21 protein-coding genes are annotated in these 20,254 nt (G+C 52.2%); 15 read left to right on the top strand and 6 right to left on the bottom strand.

What is annotated here, in order from left to right; genetic code table 11:
- Positions 1-111 precede the first annotated feature (111 nt).
- Together ACXYMU_RS07015 and ACXYMU_RS07010 are read left to right on the top strand one after the other, a co-directional pair.
- The gene (locus ACXYMU_RS07015) at positions 112-447 is read left to right on the top strand and encodes a YbaB/EbfC family nucleoid-associated protein (protein WP_458985654.1); all 336 of its coding nucleotides are present in this window, start codon (positions 112-114) and stop codon (positions 445-447) included.
- Entirely contained in the window at positions 437-1,459 is a 1,023-nt protein-coding gene (locus ACXYMU_RS07010; protein WP_458985653.1) for a glycosyltransferase family 2 protein, read from the top strand. Before ACXYMU_RS07015 ends, ACXYMU_RS07010 begins: the two co-directional genes overlap by 11 nt.
- Here ACXYMU_RS07010 and ACXYMU_RS07005 read toward each other — a convergent pair.
- A complete protein-coding gene (locus ACXYMU_RS07005; RefSeq protein ID WP_458985652.1) occupies positions 1,454-1,672 on the bottom strand; it encodes a PspC domain-containing protein in 219 nt (72 codons plus the stop codon). The genes ACXYMU_RS07010 and ACXYMU_RS07005 overlap by 6 nt on opposite strands.
- Positions 1,673-1,808: 136 nt before the next feature.
- On the opposite strand from ACXYMU_RS07005, the gene ACXYMU_RS07000 reads away from it, so the two are divergent.
- The 3 genes from ACXYMU_RS07000 (at position 1,809) to ACXYMU_RS06990 (ending at position 5,098) form a co-directional block, all read left to right on the top strand.
- Positions 1,809-3,590 (top strand): tetratricopeptide repeat protein, encoded by a 1,782-nt coding sequence (locus tag ACXYMU_RS07000; RefSeq protein ID WP_458985651.1) that lies wholly within the window; start codon positions 1,809-1,811, stop codon positions 3,588-3,590.
- 89 nt (positions 3,591-3,679) lie between these two features.
- Positions 3,680-4,666, top strand: a complete 987-nt coding sequence (locus ACXYMU_RS06995; RefSeq protein WP_458985650.1) for a pyruvate dehydrogenase complex E1 component subunit beta — start codon at positions 3,680-3,682, stop codon at positions 4,664-4,666.
- An 84-nt stretch (positions 4,667-4,750) separates the two neighbouring features.
- Positions 4,751-5,098 carry a hypothetical protein gene (locus ACXYMU_RS06990; protein ID WP_458985649.1) on the top strand — a complete coding sequence of 116 codons (348 nt, stop codon included), beginning with the start codon at positions 4,751-4,753 and terminating at the stop codon, positions 5,096-5,098.
- Between the two features lie 77 nt (positions 5,099-5,175).
- Here ACXYMU_RS06990 and ACXYMU_RS06985 read toward each other — a convergent pair whose 3' ends face one another.
- From ACXYMU_RS06985 to ACXYMU_RS06975, 3 genes are all read right to left on the bottom strand, one after another.
- Positions 5,176-6,084, bottom strand: coding sequence for a YihY/virulence factor BrkB family protein (locus ACXYMU_RS06985; protein ID WP_458985648.1), 909 nt, complete (start codon positions 6,082-6,084; stop codon positions 5,176-5,178).
- A gap of 113 nt (positions 6,085-6,197) precedes the next feature.
- Positions 6,198-6,881 carry a nitroreductase family protein gene (locus ACXYMU_RS06980; RefSeq protein ID WP_458985647.1) on the bottom strand — a complete coding sequence of 228 codons (684 nt, stop codon included), beginning with the start codon at positions 6,879-6,881 and terminating at the stop codon, positions 6,198-6,200.
- Between the two features lie 21 nt (positions 6,882-6,902).
- Entirely contained in the window at positions 6,903-7,619 is a 717-nt protein-coding gene (locus tag ACXYMU_RS06975) for a class I SAM-dependent methyltransferase (protein ID WP_458985646.1), read from the bottom strand.
- A 237-nt stretch (positions 7,620-7,856) separates the two neighbouring features.
- On the opposite strand from ACXYMU_RS06975, the gene ACXYMU_RS06970 reads away from it, so the two are divergent.
- The 3 genes from ACXYMU_RS06970 to ACXYMU_RS06960 all read left to right on the top strand — a co-directional run bounded on the left by ACXYMU_RS06970 (position 7,857) and on the right by ACXYMU_RS06960 (position 10,094).
- Positions 7,857-8,390 carry a DinB family protein gene (locus tag ACXYMU_RS06970; RefSeq protein WP_458985645.1) on the top strand — a complete coding sequence of 178 codons (534 nt, stop codon included), beginning with the start codon at positions 7,857-7,859 and terminating at the stop codon, positions 8,388-8,390.
- Between the two features lie 107 nt (positions 8,391-8,497).
- Positions 8,498-9,448: a polysaccharide deacetylase family protein gene (locus tag ACXYMU_RS06965; protein WP_458985644.1), complete on the top strand. Its 951-nt coding sequence runs from the start codon at positions 8,498-8,500 to the stop codon at positions 9,446-9,448.
- A gap of 43 nt (positions 9,449-9,491) precedes the next feature.
- Entirely contained in the window at positions 9,492-10,094 is a 603-nt protein-coding gene (locus ACXYMU_RS06960) for a hypothetical protein (protein ID WP_458985643.1), read from the top strand.
- Here ACXYMU_RS06960 and ACXYMU_RS06955 read toward each other — a convergent pair.
- Positions 10,091-10,696, bottom strand: coding sequence for a hypothetical protein (locus tag ACXYMU_RS06955; RefSeq protein ID WP_458985642.1), 606 nt, complete (start codon positions 10,694-10,696; stop codon positions 10,091-10,093). The two genes, ACXYMU_RS06960 and ACXYMU_RS06955, sit on opposite strands and share 4 nt — an antisense overlap.
- A gap of 438 nt (positions 10,697-11,134) precedes the next feature.
- Between ACXYMU_RS06955 and ACXYMU_RS06950 the strand changes: the two genes are divergently transcribed.
- The gene (locus tag ACXYMU_RS06950; RefSeq protein ID WP_458985641.1) at positions 11,135-11,608 is read left to right on the top strand and encodes a nucleoside deaminase; all 474 of its coding nucleotides are present in this window, start codon (positions 11,135-11,137) and stop codon (positions 11,606-11,608) included.
- An 84-nt stretch (positions 11,609-11,692) separates the two neighbouring features.
- Here ACXYMU_RS06950 and ffh read toward each other — a convergent pair whose 3' ends face one another.
- A complete protein-coding gene (ffh, locus tag ACXYMU_RS06945; RefSeq protein ID WP_458985640.1) occupies positions 11,693-13,030 on the bottom strand; it encodes a signal recognition particle protein in 1,338 nt (445 codons plus the stop codon).
- Between the two features lie 205 nt (positions 13,031-13,235).
- On the opposite strand from ffh, the gene ACXYMU_RS06940 reads away from it, so the two are divergent.
- From ACXYMU_RS06940 to pseI, 6 genes are all read left to right on the top strand, one after another.
- Entirely contained in the window at positions 13,236-14,564 is a 1,329-nt protein-coding gene (locus tag ACXYMU_RS06940; protein WP_458985639.1) for a glycosyltransferase family 4 protein, read from the top strand.
- A gap of 103 nt (positions 14,565-14,667) precedes the next feature.
- Entirely contained in the window at positions 14,668-15,687 is a 1,020-nt protein-coding gene (gene pseB / locus ACXYMU_RS06935) for a UDP-N-acetylglucosamine 4,6-dehydratase (inverting) (RefSeq protein WP_458985638.1), read from the top strand.
- A 116-nt stretch (positions 15,688-15,803) separates the two neighbouring features.
- Complete coding sequence (pseC, locus tag ACXYMU_RS06930) at positions 15,804-17,012, top strand: UDP-4-amino-4,6-dideoxy-N-acetyl-beta-L-altrosamine transaminase (protein WP_458985637.1); 1,209 nt, start codon at positions 15,804-15,806, stop codon at positions 17,010-17,012.
- Entirely contained in the window at positions 17,009-17,713 is a 705-nt protein-coding gene (pseF, locus tag ACXYMU_RS06925; protein ID WP_458985636.1) for a pseudaminic acid cytidylyltransferase, read from the top strand. Before pseC ends, pseF begins: the two co-directional genes overlap by 4 nt.
- Complete coding sequence (gene pseG, locus ACXYMU_RS06920) at positions 17,706-19,202, top strand: UDP-2,4-diacetamido-2,4,6-trideoxy-beta-L-altropyranose hydrolase (RefSeq protein ID WP_458985635.1); 1,497 nt, start codon at positions 17,706-17,708, stop codon at positions 19,200-19,202. Before pseF ends, pseG begins: the two co-directional genes overlap by 8 nt.
- Before the next feature lie 5 nt (positions 19,203-19,207).
- Positions 19,208-20,251: a pseudaminic acid synthase gene (gene pseI, locus ACXYMU_RS06915; protein WP_458985634.1), complete on the top strand. Its 1,044-nt coding sequence runs from the start codon at positions 19,208-19,210 to the stop codon at positions 20,249-20,251.
- The last annotated feature ends 3 nt before the right edge of the window (positions 20,252-20,254 follow it).

The raw sequence follows: 20,254 nt of genomic DNA, 5'->3' as shown, positions 1-20,254 counted from the left end.
GTGTATTGCCTTACACATTCCGGAAAGGTAACAAGGGCTCGTATGGTTATATTTGCAATCGCCGGCCAGGCAAAGCCGGCACTTTACATGTACACCTAAAAGAAGAAAACTATGTTTGATATGTTCGGCATGATGGGCAAGATGAAAGAAGTCCAGGCCAAAATGAAGGAAGCACAGGATAAACTGAAAGATATCACCGTAACGGCGGATTCAGGTGCCGGATTGGTGAAAGCCACGGTGAACGGGCAGCGCCAGTTGCTTAAGATTGAGATTGATGAAACCATCATGAACGTAAGCGACCGCGAGATGGTAAACGACCTGGTGGTGGCCGCTGTGAACAACGCGATGTTAACGGCAGGCGAGCGTGCGCAGGAAGAGATGAAGAAGAGCACGGAGGGTTTGCTCCCAAACATACCCGGATTAGACCTAGGAAGCTTTGGCCTATAGTACGCCCCACGTTGCTGTTGTTATACTCAACTGGAATGGTATTAGGTTTCTTCGGGAGTTTCTACCCGGTGTTATAGCAAACAGCGGAGGCTGCGAAGTGATTGTAGCAGACAATGCGTCTACTGACGGATCTGTTAAATTTTTACAGGTACAGTTCCCGCAGGTGCGTTTGATCCTGCTGGAGCAGAACTTTGGCTTTTGCGCGGGGTATAACCAAGCCCTGAAGCAGGTGGATGCCGACTACTACGTGCTGCTGAACTCCGATGTGGCGGTGCCTCCTGGTTGGGTAGAGCCGCTTGTAGCTTTACTGGATTCTGATAGCAGCGTGGCGGTTTGCCAGCCTAAAATCAACTCTCAGCAGCACCCCGACTTTTTTGAGTATGCAGGCGCCGGGGGCGGTTTGCTCGACGCCCTAGGCTACCCCTACTGCCGCGGCCGCCTGTTCGAAACGCTGGAAGAAGATAAAGGCCAGTACGACGATGTGCAGGAGATTTTCTGGGCAACGGGCGCCTGTATGGTCGTTCGGGCAACGGTGTTCCATGGCTTGGGCAGGCTGGAGCCTGCTTTTTTTGCCCACATGGAAGAAATTGATTTTTGTTGGCGCGCGAAGAACGCAGGGTATAAAGTGCTTTATAACGGCCACAGCCAGGTGTTTCATGTAGGCGGCGGTACGCTTCACAAGTCCAATCCCCGAAAAACCTACCTCAACTTCCGGAACGGGCTGGCGCTGTTAGTTAAAAACCTGCCCACCAGCGAGATAATCCCAACACTGGTTATACGGGTGCTGCTGGATTGGCTGGCTGCCTTCAGGATGGTACTGGCCAAGCAGCACAAGGATGCACAGGCCGTGCTAAAAGCGCACTGGAACGTTCTCAGAAATATAGGCTACTGGCAAAAACAGCGCAAGGCGCAACACCAAAGAGGCAAGTTCCCGGACATGACCGGGGTTTACAGAGGAAGTATCGTGTGGAAGTATTTTGTGCGGCAGCGAAGAACGGTGCAGGATCTATAGATCCCAGATCGTGCTGCGTTCGCGGCGAAGGCTTTTCTGCACATTCATCCAGAAGGCGAGCATCAGGTAAAGCAGCACCGGAGAGCCCATCGTCAGAAAAGATAGGTAGATAAAAGAGAGGCGGATGCTGGAGGTAGCAATGCCAAGTTTTTCACCCAGCATCGTACATACCCCAAATGCCTGAGATTCGATATAGTACTGTAGACGCTTCATTTTTCTGAAATTTAGATGACTAAATTACGTTCTGTTCGTTAAAAGTCAAAATCAAACCTTTACGATAAGGTGCAAACAGAACTTGCCTGTACACGGTATAACTGTTACTTTTTACGATCTAGCTTAACAATAGGATATGCAACAGTACAAAAAAAACCATTCCCTGCTCCTGGTCCTTACCCTTTCCGTTGGATTGACTGCCCCTTCCTGCACACTGCAGCGAATGGTGCGCACAGCCGAAAAGGGTCAGTCCGTTACAGTATCACCTAACCCGCTGGAAGCCAACGGCCAATCAGTTAACTTCGAACTGAAGGCACAAGTTCCGGAGAAGTTGGTGAGGGAGGAGCAGACCTATAAGCTGGATGTGTATTATGAGTATGGGATGAAGCGCGAAGAGGTGGCCACTTACAGCTTTAAGTTCGGTGAGTATGTGTATGAAAACGATCAGCCCACCGTAACCCGCCAACTAGCTTTTCCCTATGCCCCCGAGAAGAACCCGGGCCGCCTGATGGTGCAAGGACGGGCAATGGATAATAAAGAAGGCAATGTGCGCTATACCAAGCCCAGGCAGGTAGCCGCTGGCCTGGTGACCACTCCCCTGCTGTTGGTGCAGAAAAACGATTTCAGTTACCTGCTGACCGACAGTTTCCAGGTCCAGATGATGCAGCCGGGAACTGTGTCCTTCTTATTCCCAAAGAACAAAGCTACCCTAGAAACCGGCGTAGGCCCTGATGCCCAGGTATTGGAACAATACGTGTTAGACAATGTCAATACGCAGGAAATAACCATCAAAGCCTCGCAGGCACCGGATGAACCGACGCCAAACCTGGCAACCAAGCGCGCTCAGGCCTTGGAGAAACTATACCGTCAAAAGCTCCAAACGCTGGACTATAGCGGCAAGCGCGTCAACATTAAAATTCAGCCTGCCACTGAAGGCCTGCATTTGTTAGAGCAGAAAATCAGCAGTTCGGCCATGGTGCCCCAGGAAAAACAGCAGGCGCTCAGCATTATGAAGAGTAGCCAGAGCCGCGAGGAAAAGCTAAAAGCCCTGGAGCAACTGCCTGCTGCCGATTACATCAAAAAATTCATCTATCCCAACATGCGTTCGGCAGAGCTGGTAGTGAACTACAACAAAGACCGTAAACCGGATTACGAGTTGTATGTATTGGCGCAGAAAATCGCAAACGGGCAGGCTTCAGCCAGTGAGCTATCAGAGGCTGAGCTGCAATATGCCGCTACCTTAACGCCCTTGCTGCAGGACAAGCGCAAATTTTATGAGGCCGCCGTGAAGTCCACTGACAAATGGCCGGCATACTACAACCTGGGAGTGGTGTATAACGAACTCGCGCGAAAAGAATACCGAACGAAAGTAAAGCAGGACTTGTTGGCGCAGGCTATCCATAACCTCTCATATGCCGGTTTCAGAAACCCGACGGCTCCTGTGTATTATAGCCTGGCCAGTGCCTACCATTTGCGTGGCGACAGGGAAGAAGCGCTGGAATATTATAACTACGCCATTAAGTTGGGTGGCGAGGAGGCCATGTTACAGCAAATTTTTGCCGACAAGGCTGCCCTGGAGATGGAAATGGGCCTGTATGACGAAGCCATCAGCACGCTGCGCTACGCGGGAGACAGCTACCAGACTAACATGAACCTGGGGCTTAGCTACCTGCTGAAGGAAAACTACGAGGGAGCAGCGCAGTTTTATACCCAGGCCCTGGAGCAAAAGCCCAACGACGCGCTGGCCTATTACAGCCTTGCCTTGCTTGGAGCCCGCACGCAAAATGAACAGCAGCTGGAGCAGAACCTACGCAGGGCGATTCAGGCGGACAGAAGCTATACCCAAAAAGCCATCACTGACCCCGAATTTGAGAGCTACCGCGAAAAGAACTCCTTTAAAGATGCCCTGCTACACTGAAAGCAGCGACAGAAAACAAACAAGTACATTGGAAATTCATAGAGTTCTCTTAATTTTACCATCAGAACAGAAGAATTAAAACATCATATATGCGAAGTATACAGTTTAGAGAAGCCTTGCGCGAAGCTTTAACGGAGGAAATGCGCCGTGATGAGCGCGTGTTTCTGATGGGCGAGGAAGTAGCCGAATACAATGGTGCTTACAAAGTAAGCCAGGGCATGCTGGACGAATTTGGCCCGGAGCGCGTGATTGACACGCCTATTGCCGAGTTGGGTTTTGCCGGTATCGGTGTTGGGGCTGCCATGAACGGCCTGCGCCCTGTGATTGAATTCATGACCTTTAACTTCTCGTTGGTGGCAATCGACCAAGTGATCAACTCTGCCGCGAAGGTTATGTCGATGTCTGGTGGGCAGTACAGTGCGCCGATGGTTTTCCGTGGCCCTACGGGCAGCGCTGGCATGCTTTCTTCACAGCACTCGCAGAACTTCGAGAACTGGTTTGCCAACACACCAGGTCTGAAGGTAATTGTGCCTTCTAATCCATACGATGCCAAAGGCTTATTGAAATCTGCCATCCGCGACAACGACCCGGTTATTTTCATGGAGTCTGAGCAGATGTACGGTGATAAGGGCGAGGTACCTGAAGAAGAATACACCCTTCCAATCGGTGTAGCCGATATCAAGCGCGAAGGTTCTGATGTCACCATCGTTTCTTTTGGTAAAATGATGAAAGTCGCCCTAGCTGCTGCGGAAGAACTGGCCAAAGACGGCATCGAGGCGGAAGTCATTGACCTGCGCACCGTGCGTCCGATCGATTACAAGACCCTGATCGAGTCTGTTAAGAAGACAAACCGCATGGTGGTGGTGGAAGAAGCATGGCCATTGGCGTCTATCTCTTCTGAGCTGGCGTACCATATACAGAGCAATGCCTTTGATTATATGGATGCCCCGGTGAAGCGCGTGACATGCCGCGACGTGCCGCTTCCTTACGCTCCTACCCTGATCGAGGCTTCGTTGCCAAACATTGAGCGTACCATTGATGCCGTTAAAAAGGTAATGTATAAAACAGAGGCTTAATTCTATAGGCGTCTGATAAATATAAAAGCGAAGGCCCTTACAGGTCTTCGCTTTTTTTTTGGCTAATTGAGTGTGAGTTAAATTATGGATTCTAAAGAGTATAAGAGACTCACAAAACAAAAGAGCGTACTTGGTTTAGGTGTACTTAAGGCTACCCTTGTAGAAGTAAAACGACATGGAATGGCAAAGATAGCAGCAGAGATAGAAAGAATATTGACAGATAATGTAATTGAAAAACCTGCGCTTCACAATGATTCAACTGTTACTTCCAATAGCTATTACTGGATAGATTTAGACAAAGAATCTATAGATGAAATAGTAGAACTCATGTTGGATTTGGAAACCACAACTGTAGGAGAAAAGGGTGAAACAACATCTGAAGCTTCCTTCTACGCTCCTTTACTTGACAAATGGTATAATCTCTTAAGATAAAAGGAACAATAGAAAACATTTGCTCAACAACACCTTGACAGAAGGTGCGCTACCGCAAAGCCCAGTACATTATACTATCAGTTTTCAGATTCAACCTCTTTTGTTCGAATCCGCACGGCATTATCCTTGGGTTTGATGCCTCGGTCATGCACCCGCGAATAGACTTGGGTGAACTCTGCCCCGAACAGGAAAATGATAGAGGCATAGTATACCCAAACCAGGATCAGGACCAGTGAACCGGCCGCGCCATAAGTGTCTGCCAGCGGGTCGTGCTGAAAGTAGATGTTGAGGATATACTTGCCTACAACAAAGAGCACAGACGTGACCGTAGCGCCCACCCATACATTGCGCCACTTGATCTTTGCATCAGGCAGCACCTTGAAGATCGTGGCGAAAATAAGTATACTGATAAATATTGACACAGCTATGTTCGCAGCCGTCATGAGGTATACGGCCACCCCTGTCAGTTCCTTCACCAGGTAGTCGTTCACTACGCCCATCACAATCTCTACTGATAGAGAAACCAATAACAAAAAGCCCAAACTCACCACGAGGGCCAGAGAAAGTATCCGGTCAATGATGAGTTTCCACCATCCTTTCTCGGGCTTGGCCTTTACCTCCCACATGGCATTGATGGAGTCTTGGAGGGCCACGAACACGGTGGTAGCGGTAAATACCATGGTCGCGATGCCGATGATGGTGCCCACTGTGCTAGCCTCGGATTGGCTGGCGTTTTCAATGATGCTTTGGATTTGGGTGGCACTGTTCCGGCCGATGATGCCCCCGATTTGCTTAACGACTTCGCCGCGCACCGCCTCCTGCCCAAAAGCCGACCCGGCGATCCGGATGACGATGATGAGCACCGCGGGCATCGAGAAGATGGTATAAAACCCGATGATCGCGGCGTAATCAAGCGGTTTGTCGTTCGCAAAATCCTTAAAAGTCTGTTTGGTAATTTCCCAGTTGGTCTTGAATGTTGGTCTCATATGTTGTGTTAGATCAGACATCATAGCCCTGCGGGGCAGGTATACTGTCTTCTCTTACGGCACATGAACCAGGAGAGTAACATCAAAACCTGGAAATCCTCCGAAAAGGGCGGCTACGGTTTCGGCTCGTACCAGACAGAAATCTCCTCTAAAGGCTTCCGTTGCAGGTTGGGAACCATGGCTCCCCGGGCTGCATAACCTACTGGCAATAAAAGGTAAGGGCGCTCATTATCGGGTCGGCCCAGGAGTTTTGCCAGGAAGTTCATCGGGCTCGGGGTATGCGTTAAGGTCACAAGCCCTGCCCGATGTATGGCCGTGATTAGCATGCCACAGGCAATCCCCACCGACTCGGAAACATAATAATTATTGCGCTTGGTGCCATCCGCCCTGTACTCAAAGGCCTTTTTAAAAACCACGATCAGGTAGGGTGCCGTTTCCAGGAAAGGCTCTTGCCAATCGGTGCCCAAAGGAGCTAAATCCTCCAGCCATTCTGGTGTCATGCGGCCATTGTAAGAGGCAAACTCCTCCTTTTCGGCGGCCTCGCGTATCTGTTTCTTGAGCGCAGGGTCCGACACCACACAGAAGACCCAGGGTTGCTTGTGGGCACCAGACGGGGCTGTAGAAGCAGCCAGTACCAAATGCTCGATCACCTCCCTGGCCACGGGTATATCAGAGAACTCACGCACCGACCTGCGCTGTTCGAGGTGGGAATAAAAATCCTGCGCCTGTTGCAAAACCTCCTGCGGTGAAGGATTTGCAGCATGATAGGGTATGAATGGATGGGCTGGATGTTCCATGGGATAGTATGGCTTGGATGATTAGGCAGGTAATGGCAGGCTTAAACGGGCCAGGTAATTGCCATGCTCTCCCTCAAAAAGCACTTCAAATGCAAATCCCTGCGCTTTGGCGTGGTCCTCCAGAATAGCCCCAGCGATAAATAACCATTTAAACCAGCCGCTCTCCTGGTCTTTATAGCGCATGTTGTACTTCACCTCCCCGTAATAGCCAGCATTCAGGTCCAGCACCACCGAACCATCTTCCTCTTCGAACATGTACAGGATATCCGACGACTCCAACAGTATCTGGCCCCCCGGCCTCAACAAGGTTTTGGCGTGGTGCAAAAACCGATCGAGCCCCCGCAAGGTACCTGTAATGCCAATCCCGTTCATCAGTAAAAGTAGCGTGTCGAACTGCTCGCTTTTGAGGTCCATCACATCCTGGTGCAAAATTTTCCTTACACCGCGCTGCTGCATTACTTCGGCAGCTCCCAGGGACACATCGATGGCTGTCACGTCTCTGCCTTGCTGTTGCAGCACCAGGGTGTGGCTTCCTGCCCCCGCCCCAACATCCAGCACCTTGCCGTGGCAGGCTGCCAGGGCCGCCAACTCCAAGTCTGGCATCTCCCCCTCTGTCCGGAACAGGTAATGCGCCGGAATCACATCTTCTTCAGTCAGGTCGCTTGCAACAACCACCTGCGCGTCTTTTTCGCCAGCCAGGAAGTCTTTCATGGCCCCACCCATCGGATCGTTCTTCATCTCGTTATTTCTTGTGCAGGAGGTAAGTTCGGCACATTTCCACTAGCGTAAAAATAATAAAGCCTTAAATTCCAGCAATAGCCTGCGCAGGCGTATGCCAGTCATTAAAGTTTATTTAATATATAATTTTCGTTATATATTAAATAATCCTATATTACAATAATTGTCCGTTTGATTTACGTTATAGATTCCGCACAGCCCATGGCTATTTTAAATGTCCCAAGCACAGTAAACTATATGAACCTAACCCTAGAAGCAAAATACCTGCGCATGGAGACATCGCGCAACAGGCTGCTGGACGAGCTGGAGAGCTTGGAGACTGAGCTGCTGAAAACTGCACCCGAAGAAGGGAAGTGGTCCATCATGCAGCATCTGGGCCATCTGGTACTGGTTGACAAGTACACGCTGGGCTACGTGCAGCGTAAGCTGGAGCAACCCGAGAAGCTGCGGGATGTTCAGATTTCTGGGATATTCAAATCTGCGCTTCTGAAGCTTGCCCTGCTGTCGGGACGCAAGTACAAAGCGCCATCGGTTGTAGCTACTATGCCTGACTATGACTCCCTCGTGGGGCTGCGGCAGCAGTGGGATGACCTGCGCTTTACCATGGAAGACGTGCTCTCAGCCATCCCGGAAGATCTGCTGCACAAAGCCCTGTTCAAGCACCCAAGAACCGGCTACATGAACATTTCTCAAACGCTCAAGTTCCTGCAAGCACACTTCGACCATCACCTGCGCATTGTGCATCAGCTTAAAAAGCGGCTGATCAGCTAAAGCAGCATCCAACGTAAAGACTTCAAAATAAATCATCACCGAGGCAAAATAGCAGCAGTAGCAGCGCATAAATTTTGTAACTTAAGGGTGTAAACTCTCCCAATATTATGCTTGCTTTTTACCGTTACTTACAGCTGCTTTCAATTTGTGGCACATTGCTCATTGCGTCCTGCCAAGAAAGTACAGTCGAGCAGGCTGAAACACCCGACTCCTCCACAATTGCTACTTCCCCAGCGATAGACTCGACCCTAACGGTTGATGCTAGCGCTGCAACGGAACTACCCTCCCTGGAGGAAGCATCTGCAGAAACCATCCTGAGCCGACCGCAGGTGCCGATTTTGTGTTACCACCAGATTCGTGACTGGCGCTCTACCGACTCCAGGCAGGCCAAAGACTACATCGTGCCCGAGGCGCGCTTCAGGGAACAGATAAAGCTGCTGGCCGACAGCGGTTACCATACCGTGCTGCCCGATCAGTTACGCGCTTACCTGACCCACGGGGCTCCCCTGCCGGCCAAACCCATCATGCTGACATTTGACGACACTAACCTGGACCAGTACACCGTGGCAGCTCCGGAACTAGAAAAGCATGGCTTTAAAGGCGTATTCTTCGTGATGACCGTGGCCATCGGTAAGCCAAGGTATATGAGCCGGGAGCAACTTAAAGAGCTGTCGGACCGGGGCCATGCCATCGGGAGCCACACCTGGGACCACCAGAACGTAAAAAAGATATCCGGGGAGCAGTGGCATACCCAGGTCGAGAAGCCCAAGCAGGTGCTGGAGGAAATCACAGGCAAGCCTGTAACATATTTTGCCTACCCGTTTGGCCTCTGGAACAAAGAAGTTATACCGGAACTAAAGAGCCGGGGTATGGAAGCCGCTTTCCAGCTTTCCACTAACCAGGACGACGAAGAGCCGCTGTATACCATTCGCCGGCACATTGCCAGCGGTTACTGGGACGCCCCTACCCTGCACAAGCGCATGGTAGCCAGTTTCAAGTTGCAACCATCCCATACCCCTTCCACCCAATTAGTGCAGCAGCGCTCTCAAAAGCAGTAGGGCGTAGTATAGACAAAGTAAGTCCGGATTAAAACTTGATGGTATGGAACAAACAGGGCATCACCACATCGGCATTGATTATGGCTCCCAGTTGGCGGGAACTACCGCTGTCGCAAAGCTCATGCAGGGCAGGCTAAAGGTATGGCAAAGCCCCAAGTCAAAAAATGCGGATGAGTGGTTGCAGGACTTGGTAGAGGAACTGGAGGCGAAAGTGATTTACCTGGATGCCCCTCTGACCTTACCCGCCGTCTATACCATGCCACCAGGTGCCGGGGCCGGAGACTATTTCTACCGCCAGGCTGACCGCGAGCTGCAGGCGATGTCGCCGATGTTTATTGGCGGCCTTACCGCACGCGCCATGCGACTGCGCGCCATCTGGGCAGAGGCAGGCATCGCAACCCTCGAGACGTACCCGGCTGCGCTCAACCGTTTGCTGCTTCCCCAGCTTGAGGGGTATAAAAAAAGCCTTGCAAGCCTGCCGGATTATGTGGCAGCCTTGCAAGGCAAATTATCCTTTGAGATTGCGGAAGAGCCCCAGAACTGGCACCAGTTCGATGCGATCCTGGCATGGCTGAGTGGCTATCGGCACCAAACAGGCCAATCCGTCCTGTATGGTCAGGCGCAGGAAGGCCGCGTCATCGTTTAGTTGGTCACGTCAGCCGCGGTTTCCAGGGTGCGGAACTCCATTTGCAGCGCCTTTATCTTTATCTGCGAGTCCGTATCTATGTCTCCTGTCAGTTGCTCTCTGCGCTCGTCTAATTGCTGCATGATCAATTTGGCCATTTCCCAATCCGTGTTCGTCCAGTTCTGCTTCATCGAACGCACGTTTTCCATATAGGTAATGTATGCCTCCCGGACATTCGCTTCATTGATGGTGGACATATCAGCCCATTGGCCCAAAAGTTTACGTTGCCACTCCACTATGCGGGTCTGGCTTTGCCGTTGCTGAAATTGCTTGTCCGAATCGTTGAAGCGCTGCTTCAGGTCTTTGTACTCCGCTTTCACCTCATCGGTGAAATTATCCTGTTTCTGATCTAGCTCCTGGGTACGCATGCTAAAGTCCTGCTTTGCTTGTTTCCAGTCTTCTTCGGTGGCGTTGGCAATATTGGAGGTCGTGCGGCTTACCCAGTTCCTGAATTCCCCCAACTCATCTTCTACTTCCTGCTCACGGGTAGTCGTGCAGCTGCTCATCGCAGCGATGCTTAGCAGGCACATGACAAAAAATCCGATATGTGATTTTAACTTCATGATTTTACAATTAAGTGGTATAATGTCCACATTTCCTACGCATATCATTCGGGTTTGGATATTTTGGGCTTTGTGTAGGGGAAATTACACCTATTTCAAGTAGCATGTCACTTTAGACCGAGAACCAACCTCCTGCTATTACCCTCGTATGAGTATAGCATGTTTACACATTCACCCAAGTCATGCCTTCGGGTAAAGAATGGGATAGCTTACACGGCGAGTATGCGATAGTTTAGCACAAGTGCCGGGTAAGCTATTTTTTTGACATCGTATCAAGTCCATCCATAAGCTTTTTTATTCAATCCGAAAAATGAATCAGCTTGATATAAACCTCTTCGAAATTAACTTTAGGTGTGATTTCCCCCAATTTAACCTATGTTCCTGCTCCGTTTTAAGTAGTAGCTATATCGTGTGCCACTAATACCACTTTTAATATCTATGTCTGAAAAAAGCACATTTATGCGGGAGGCTATACGCCTGTCTGTCGATAAGATGAAACAAGGGAATGGTGGGCCTTTCGGTGCCGTGGTGGTCCAAAACGGTGAAATCATCGCCCGTGGGTATAACAATGTGCTGTCATCGAACGACCCGACAGCCCATGCCGAGGTAGACGCCATCCGGAAAGCATCGCAGGCACTTGGCCGGTTCGACCTGTCTGACTGTGAGCTTTATACCAGCTGCGAGCCCTGCCCGATGTGCCTGGGCGCCATTTACTGGGCGCGGCTCAGGAAAGTATATTACGGAAACACCCGCGACGATGCGGCACGCATCGGTTTCGATGACGCGTTGATTTATGAGGAGATTACAAAACCATTAGAAGAACGGATAATACCGATGGAGCCACTCCTCTCAGAGGAGGCAAAAGCCGGGTTCGATGCCTGGGAAGCAAACGAAACCAAGACGAATTATTAGGAGCGACTAAACCACCAATAAAAGAGAGCGGGGCTGCACTTATGAAAGTACAGCCCCGCTCTCTTTTATTAGTAGGCTAAAAAATTAGCGCTGCTTCATCATATTAGCCAGGTTGCCTAAGCCACCGCGCTTGCCAGCCATCTTGTTCATCGAGCGCATCATCTTGCGCATGTCGTTGAACTGCTTCATGAGGTTATTTACCTGTTGCAGGTCGGTGCCGCTACCTTTGGCGATACGGGCACGACGGCTTCCGCTGATCATATCCGGGTTCTCGCGCTCAGCTGGCGTCATGGATTTGATGATCGCCTCAATTGGCTTGAACGCATTCTCATCGATCTCCACATCCTTCAAAGCCTTGCCAACCCCCGGTATCATACCTACCAGGTCTTTGATGTCACCCATCTTCTTGATCTGCTCTAACTGCGTCAGGAAGTCATCGAAGTTGAACTGGTTCTTGCGGATCTTCTTGTTAATGCGCTTGGCTTCGTCCTCATCAAAAGCCTGCTGCGCACGCTCTACCAACGAGATCACGTCACCCATACCCAGGATTCGCTGGGCCATACGGTCTGGGTAGAACAGGTCGAGCGCCTCCATCTTCTCACCGGTAGAGATAAACTTGATCGGCTTCTCCACTACGGCGCGAATCGAAAGGGCAGCACCACCACGTGAGTCACCATCAAGCTTCGTCAGTACCACGCCGTCAAAGTTGATGCGGTCGTTAAAGGTCTTGGCTGTGTTTACCGCATCCTGACCGGTCATGGAATCCACCACGAACAGTGTCTCAGTCGGCTTCACGGCCTTCTTGATCTCGGCAATCTCGTTCATCATCGCCTCGTCCACGGCCAAACGACCGGCGGTATCGATGATTACGACCTTTTTATTTGTCTTCTTAGCGTGCTCAATGGCGTTGAGGGCAATCTGAACCGGGTTTTTGTTCTCCAGTTCGGTATAGGCCTCTACGCCCACCTGCTCGGCCAGCACCTGTAGCTGGTTAATCGCAGCCGGGCGGTACACGTCGCAGGCAGCCACCAGCACGTTGCGCCCCTGGCGCTTGATATGGTTTGCCAGCTTGCCCGTAAAGGTCGTCTTACCAGAACCTTGCAGACCCGCGATCAGGATAATGGCCGGATCACCTTTCAGGTTGATGTCTTGTTTCTCGCCACCCATCAGCTCGGTCAGCTCCTCGTGCACGATCTTCACCATGAGTTGCCCCGGCGAAACGGAGATCAACACATCGCGCCCCATGGCCTCTTCCTTGATCTTGTCGGTGACGGTTTTGGCAACTTTATAGTTTACGTCGGCATCCACCAGGGCACGGCGCACCTCCTTGATGGTTTGGGCCACGTTGATCTCGGTAATGCTTCCCTGGCCTTTCAGCGTTTTGAAGGCCCGATCTAATTTGTTACTTAAATTATCAAACATCTCTCTCTGGGTTTATCTACAAAAATAAGCATTATACTTTTGATTTACGAATACAGCGTGCTAGAATTAGCGCAGCTGCATATTTACGTTAAAATTTCGCTATTTTTAAACCTTTACGCGCTCCTTCCCTGATAGTATAAACGGCTGAGGCGGATGTGCGTACTATAATCATCCTATTTGCAACACAGGTAAGCTGATAACCGACTTGAAACAGACCGACATTACAAACCTAATTTACATATCTTACTATTGGCCGCCTTCTGGTGGCCCTGGGGTGCAGCGAGGGCTTAAGTTCTGTAAATATTTTCCGCAGTTCGGTGTACAGCCCACGGTGCTCACCGTCGATGAAAAGCAGGCCTCTTACCCCTTGCTCGACCCAACCTTCGAGAAGGAAGTGCCCAATGGCTTGCCCCTGCACCGCACCGACACCACCGAGCCATTCGAATACTATAAGAAGCTATCCGGCAAGAAAGAAATTCCCTTTAGCGGCTTTGCCAACCAAAAGGGTAAAGACACGGTGGTGGACAAGCTTTTTAAGTTTGTCCGCGGCAACCTGTTTATACCCGATGCCCGTGTAGGCTGGAACAGGCATGCCATCAAAAAAGCAGCCGAGTTGCTGCAGCAGGGCAACTTCCAGGCAATCATCACCACAAGTCCGCCGCATTCTACGCAATTGATCGGCCTGAAGCTTAAAAAGAAGTATAACCTGCCCTGGATCGCCGATCTGCGCGACCCCTGGACCAATATCCATTATTACGACCAACTGCACCATACCGCTCTGGCCAAGCGCCTTGATGAGAAGTATGAGCGGCAAGTGCTGGAGCAGGCCGATGCCATTATTGTTACGAGCGAGGATACGAAACGCCTTTTCCTGAACAAGCCCATCAGCATCAACCGCAAAAAGATACACGTGATCCCGAACGGGTATGATGAGGATGACTTTACGTTCCCTTCGCAGCCGCCCAAAAACGAACTGCTGATCACGTATACCGGTACCATCACCGAGACCTATAACATCGATGTTTTCCTGAAAGCGCTGGCCCACGTCATGTCGGTGCATGATGAGATTAATTACAAGCTACGGTTTGTGGGGCAGGTTTCGGAGGGCGTCAAAAAGCGGATCGGGCAGGCAGGTGTGGAAGGCATCACGGAGTACATCCCTTACGTGCCACACGACAAGGCCATACAATACCTCATGCAGAGCACTGTGTTGCTGCTAGCCATTGCCGATGTGGACGCGGTGTACGCCAATGTGCCCGGCAAGTTGTTTGAGTACTTGGCCGCCAACAAACCAATTATCTGCCTGGGGCCCGTGCATTCCGACACTGACCGAATTATTGATGAGTGCGGCGCCGGACGCTTGTTCCACTATACCGCCTACGAACTGATGCTGGACCACTTAACGCAGTTAAGCAAGTCCTGGAAGCTGAACCCAAACCTGGATTTGCCGCAGATCAACCATGCCCGCTACTCCCGCCGGGCCTTAACGGAGGAGTTAGCCAGGGTTGTGCGGAAATTAATGGTCAACAAATAATATAGGTGGCCAGCCTACGGCATTCACCTTGTCCTGAAAAACCAGTATCTTGCAGCCCACGGGTGCAGCAGAAACACCCGCTGATGAAACCTTTTATACAAGCATGGCATTAGACCTCAACCATAAGTCTATACTAGTGACCGGCGGTACCGGCTCTTTCGGAAAAAAATTCGTGGAGATGGTGTACGCGCGTTTCCCGGACGTGAAGCGCCTCGTGATCTACTCCCGCGACGAGCTCAAGCAGTTCGAGATGTCGCAGATCTTCCCGCACAGCAAGTACCCCTCTATCCGTTATTTCATAGGGGATGTGCGCGACGGCGAACGCTTCAAGCGCGCCTGCGAGGGCATCGACATCATCGTGCACGCCGCCGCCATGAAGCAGGTGCCTGCCGCGGAGTACAACCCGATGGAGTGCATCAAAACCAACGTGCTCGGCGCCGAGAACATCATCAATGCCGCACTCGATGCCGGTGTGAAGGAGGTAGTGGCGCTTTCCACGGACAAGGCCGCAGCCCCGATCAACCTTTACGGGGCCACCAAGCTGTGCTCCGACAAGCTGTTTGTGGCCGCCAATAACATGAAAGGCAAGCGCGACATCCGCTTCTCGGTGGTGCGTTACGGCAACGTAATCGGTTCACGTGGCTCTGTGGTGCCGTTCTTCCTGAAAAAACGGGAGGAAGGCGTTTTGCCGATCACCCACCCGGAGATGACGCGCTTCAACATTTCCTTGGAGGAGGGCGTGGAGCTGGTGTTCCATGTCCTGGAGCACCATTGGGGCGGCGAGATCTTCGTGCCGAAGATTCCCTCCTACGTCATCACGGATATGGCCGAGGCGATTGGCCCCGACTGCGAGCAGCAGGTGGTGGGCATTCGCCCGGGCGAAAAGCTGCATGAGGAGATGATCACGGAGACTGACTCGCTCAACACCGTGGAGCTCGACAAGTACTACGTGATTCTGCCGTCTACCCCTACCTGGGCAACAACCGACTTCTTGAAAGCCCATAAGGGTAGTATGGTGGAGATGGGCTTTAAGTACAACTCCGGCACGAACACCGAGTGGCTGAGTGTGGAACAGCTGCGCGAGGAGATCCGGCAGCACGTGGACCCGGAATTTAGTGTGTAAAGCAGCGATTGAGTGTCTGAGTGAGTAAACATCAGGTTTTTACAACCAAACACAAAAACCTCAATTTAAGCACTTTATAGTATAACGATTGAACTATCACCTTAAATATTAAAACTGTGTCAGACGCCACGCACGCGCACCCGCAGCATCGTATTATACCCTACGGACGGCAGCACATCACAGAGGCTGACATTGCCGCTGTGGTGGAGACTTTGCAGTCGGACTTCCTGACGCAGGGCCCTAAAGTGGAGGCCTTTGAGCAGGCCTTTGCCTCCTATGTTGGTGCGAAGTACGCTGTGGCGGTGTCAAATGGCACAGCGGCCCTGCATTTATGCGCGTTGGCACTCGGGTTAAACGAACAAAGCCGGGTCATCACCACGCCCATTACGTTTGTGGCCTCGGCCAACTGCATCCGCTATTGCGGCGGCGCCGTGGAGTTTGCCGACATCGACCCAGCCACGGCGTTGCTGGATATTGACAAGGTTAGGCAGCTGCTCGAAGGTAAGCCCAGGGGCTACTACAGCGGCATCATCCCGGTGGACTTCGCCGGGAACCCGGTGGATATGGAGGCCTTCCGAAAACTGGCAGACGAATACGGGCTCTGGCTGATCGAGGACGCTGCGCATGCCCCCGGCGGCTTCTTCCACGACAGCAAGGGAGAAAAGCAGCTGTGTGGAAACGGTGCCTACGCGGACCTGGCTATCTTCTCGTTCCACCCGGTAAAGCACATTGCGACGGGCGAGGGCGGCATGGTGACCACCAACGACGAGCAGCTCTACAAACGGCTGCTGCAGCTGCGCACCCACGGCATCACCCGCGACCCAGACCTGATGGAGGAAAACCATGGTGGCTGGTACATGGAGATGCAGGAACTGGGGTATAACTACCGGATTCCGGACATGCTCTGCGCCCTGGGCCTCTCCCAACTGCAACGCGCCGAAGCAGGCTTGGCCCGCCGAAAAGGAATTGCCACCATCTACGATGAGGCGTTTGAGTCCATGCCAGGAATTGAACTGGTGTCGGCGAATCAGGTGGCTTTGCACGAAGAAAGAGAGACCGGCCACGCGTACCATTTATACATCATCCGGGTACAGGACCGCAAGGGGCTGTATGATTTTTTGCGGGAGCACGGGATCTACGCGCAGGTACATTACATCCCGGCGCACACCATGCCCTACTACCGCAAGCAGGGGTATAAAAAAAGCGACTTCCCGGAGGCGGAGCATTATTACGACGCGTGTCTGAGCCTACCCATGTACCCTTCGCTCACGCATGATGAGCAGCAGTTGGTGATTGACAAGGTAAAGGAGTTTGTGCAGCAGTGAAAAGAATTGCCATCATACCGGCCAGGGGCGGCAGCAAGCGCATCCCCCGCAAAAACATTCGTGATTTCCTGGGCAAGCCCATCATCGCCTACTCCATCGAGGCAGCCCTGAGGAGTCGCTTGTTTGAGGAGGTCATGGTGTCTACGGAAGATGAGGAGATCGCAGCCATTGCCAGGCTATATGGCGCACAGGTGCCCTTTTTGCGCAACCAGAAAAACGCGGATGACTTTGCTACCACCGCTGAAGTTCTGCTTGAAGTACTGGACGCTTACGAGTCTCATGGTCAAACCTTTGACTACGCTTGCTGCGTTTACCCAACGGCTCCTTTGCTGCAACCAGGTTCCCTAACGGAGGCGTATGACTTATTAACCGCTACACCATACGACACTGTTTTTCCGGTACTGCGCTTTAGCTATCCCATCTGGCGCAGTCTGAAGCTGGAACATGGAAGCGTTCGCATGAATTGGCCTGAGCACCAGCAGAGCCGCTCCCAAGACCTGCCCCCCGCCTACCACGACGCCGGACAGTTTTATTGGTTTCAGGTGGAGCCGTTCCGACAGAAGTGCAGCCTCATTACAGACAAAAGCGGTGGGCTGGAGCTGAGCGAGCTGGAGGTGCAGGACATTGATAACTTAACGGACTGGAAGCTGGCAGAGCTGAAGTATACCCTGCTGGCTGAAGGCAACCTGGCAAATGAATAACAGACAGCGGATCATCTTCAGGGCAGACGGCAATAGCCAGATTGGGCTGGGGCACGTGGTGCGCTCCCTGGCTTTGGCAGCCATGCTGCGCCAGGACTTTGAATGCGTTTTTGCCATTCAGGCTCCCTCCAACGAGCTACAGGAGCAGATTATGGCCGTGTGCCACGGCATGATCACTTTACCGGTCTGCCCACCTGCCGAGGCCCGCTTCAACCATGAGTTAAAAGCGTATACCTCCTCTGAGGAGATCGTTGTACTGGACGGCTATCATTTTGATACTGCCTACCAGCAACGCATAAAAGCAAGCGGTGCCGTGTTGGTCTGCATCGACGACATACCCCTATTCCCTTTTGCGGCTGATGCCGTTATCAACCAGGCCGGTGGAGTTCAGGCACACACTTACCGAACAGCACCCTATACCAAATTACACCTTGGTCCTGCTTATGCCCTGTTGCGCCCCCCATTCCTCGCGGCCGCAAGCAAACCCCGGCACCTGCCCGAGGGAAATTCTCGCTTTCTGCTAAACCTGGGCGGAGCAGACCCCAAAAACCATACCCTCCAAATAGCCCGGGCTTTGCTTGAGCGCGTGCCTGATACTCCCTTGGAGATTGTGATTGGCAATGCCTATCGTTACCAGGTAGAGTTGGAAGGATGGTTGCAGCAACAGCCATTCGTTACCTTGCACCGCAACCTGAGCGACGCGGAGATGTGCCAGCTCATGCAGCAATGCACTGTAGCCGTTACGTCGGCCAGCGGGGTGGCTTACGAGTATGCCAGTGTGGGCGGAATGCTTTTCGTGCTTCAGACAGCCGACAACCAGCAGGCGTTTTATACTTTCCTGACCTCCTCGGGAGTAGCAAAGCCTTACGAGGCACTCAGCAGTTTACTTACGCTAAAGAGCATAGAAAAAAGCTTCAAGCAACAGGTAACGGTGCAGCGCCATCATTTTGACGGTAACAGCGGCGATAGGCTGCATCAGGTATTTAAACAGCTTAGCAACATGGCACTCCTGACCTTCAGGCAGGTACGCGAAGATGACATTAACCTGCTGTTCGACTGGGCCAATGACCCCGAAGTCCGAAAGCATTCCTTTAACCCTGCTCCCATCGCTTTCGAAAACCACAGTCAGTGGTTCCGTCATATTTTTCAGGACGAACAAACAGAGCTGTACATTGCCATGATACAAGGCGCACCGGCTGCACAACTGCGTTTTAGGATTATAGAGTGCGCAGCTACAATCAGCTACCTGATCTCACCTGAATTCCGGGGGAAAGGGCTTGGCCATGTGGTACTTCAAAAAGGCGTAGCTCATTTAAAATTAAGACGGGCAGACGTACAGACAGTAGAAGGCCTGGTGCAGCAAGCAAACGTGGCTTCAGTCAGAGCCTTCGAAAAAGCTGGTTTCAGGAAGATCTCCCCTTCAGCGGAACATCCGGAAGCCCTACGGTTTAGGCTGCAACTACAGCAGCCGCCTTCCCAACAACTTTAGACTTTATGATACAAGAGATATGCATTGCCGGCCGCAGGATTGGCCCTGAGCACAGGCCCTTTATTATTGCCGAGATGTCCGGCAACCACAATCACTCCTTGGAGCGGGCACTTGCCATTGTGGACGCCGCCGCCGCTGCCGGGGCCGATGCCATCAAGCTGCAGACTTACACCGCCGACACCATGACCCTGCCGGGTGCCTTTACCATTGAAGATGAGAACTCTCTCTGGAAAGGTCGCGAACTGTATGACCTCTACCAGGAAGCCTATACCCCCTGGGAGTGGCACAAGCCTATTTTCGACCGGGCAAAAGCACAGGGCATACTGGCGTTCTCATCGCCTTTTGATGAAACGGCCGTAGACTTTCTGGAGGAACTGGGCGCACCTGCCTACAAGATCGCCTCCTTTGAAAACACAGACCACCCGCTCATCCGAAAGGTGGCCGCCACAGGCAAACCGGTCATCATCAGTACCGGGGCCGCTACGGTATCGGAACTGGACGAGGCAGTGCGCGTGCTGCGTGAGGCCGGTTGTGAGCAGTTTGTGATGTTAAAGTGCACCAGCACCTACCCATCTACCCCGCAAAATACCAACCTGGTCACCATTCCGCACATGCGCGAGCTGTTTGGTGTGCAGGTGGGCCTCTCGGACCATACCATGGGCGTGGGGGCCGCTGTGGCAGCCGTGGCCCTGGGGGCCACGGTCATCGAAAAGCATTTTACCCTTAGCCGGGCTGATGGGGGCGTGGACTCCGCTTTCTCCCTGGAACCGGCTGAACTGCAGTCGCTGGTGGTGGAAACGGAGCGTGCCTGGCATGCTTTGGGGCATGTGCAGTACGGCGTGCAGCGGGCCGAGGAGAAGAGTCGCCTTTTCAAGCGCTCCGTGTATGCCGCGAAAGACATACAAGCCGGCGATACCCTGACCAAAGAAAACATTAGGGTTATACGCCCTGGTCTGGGCCTGGCGCCAAAACATTATGAGGAATTGCTGGGCAAACCGGCGAAGCAGGACATCAAAGCCGGTACTCCGCTGAACTGGGACCTGGTATAGCCC

Source organism: Pontibacter sp. CAU 1760 (genome assembly GCF_054482735.1).
This window is presented reverse-complemented; position numbering and strand designations above follow the sequence as displayed.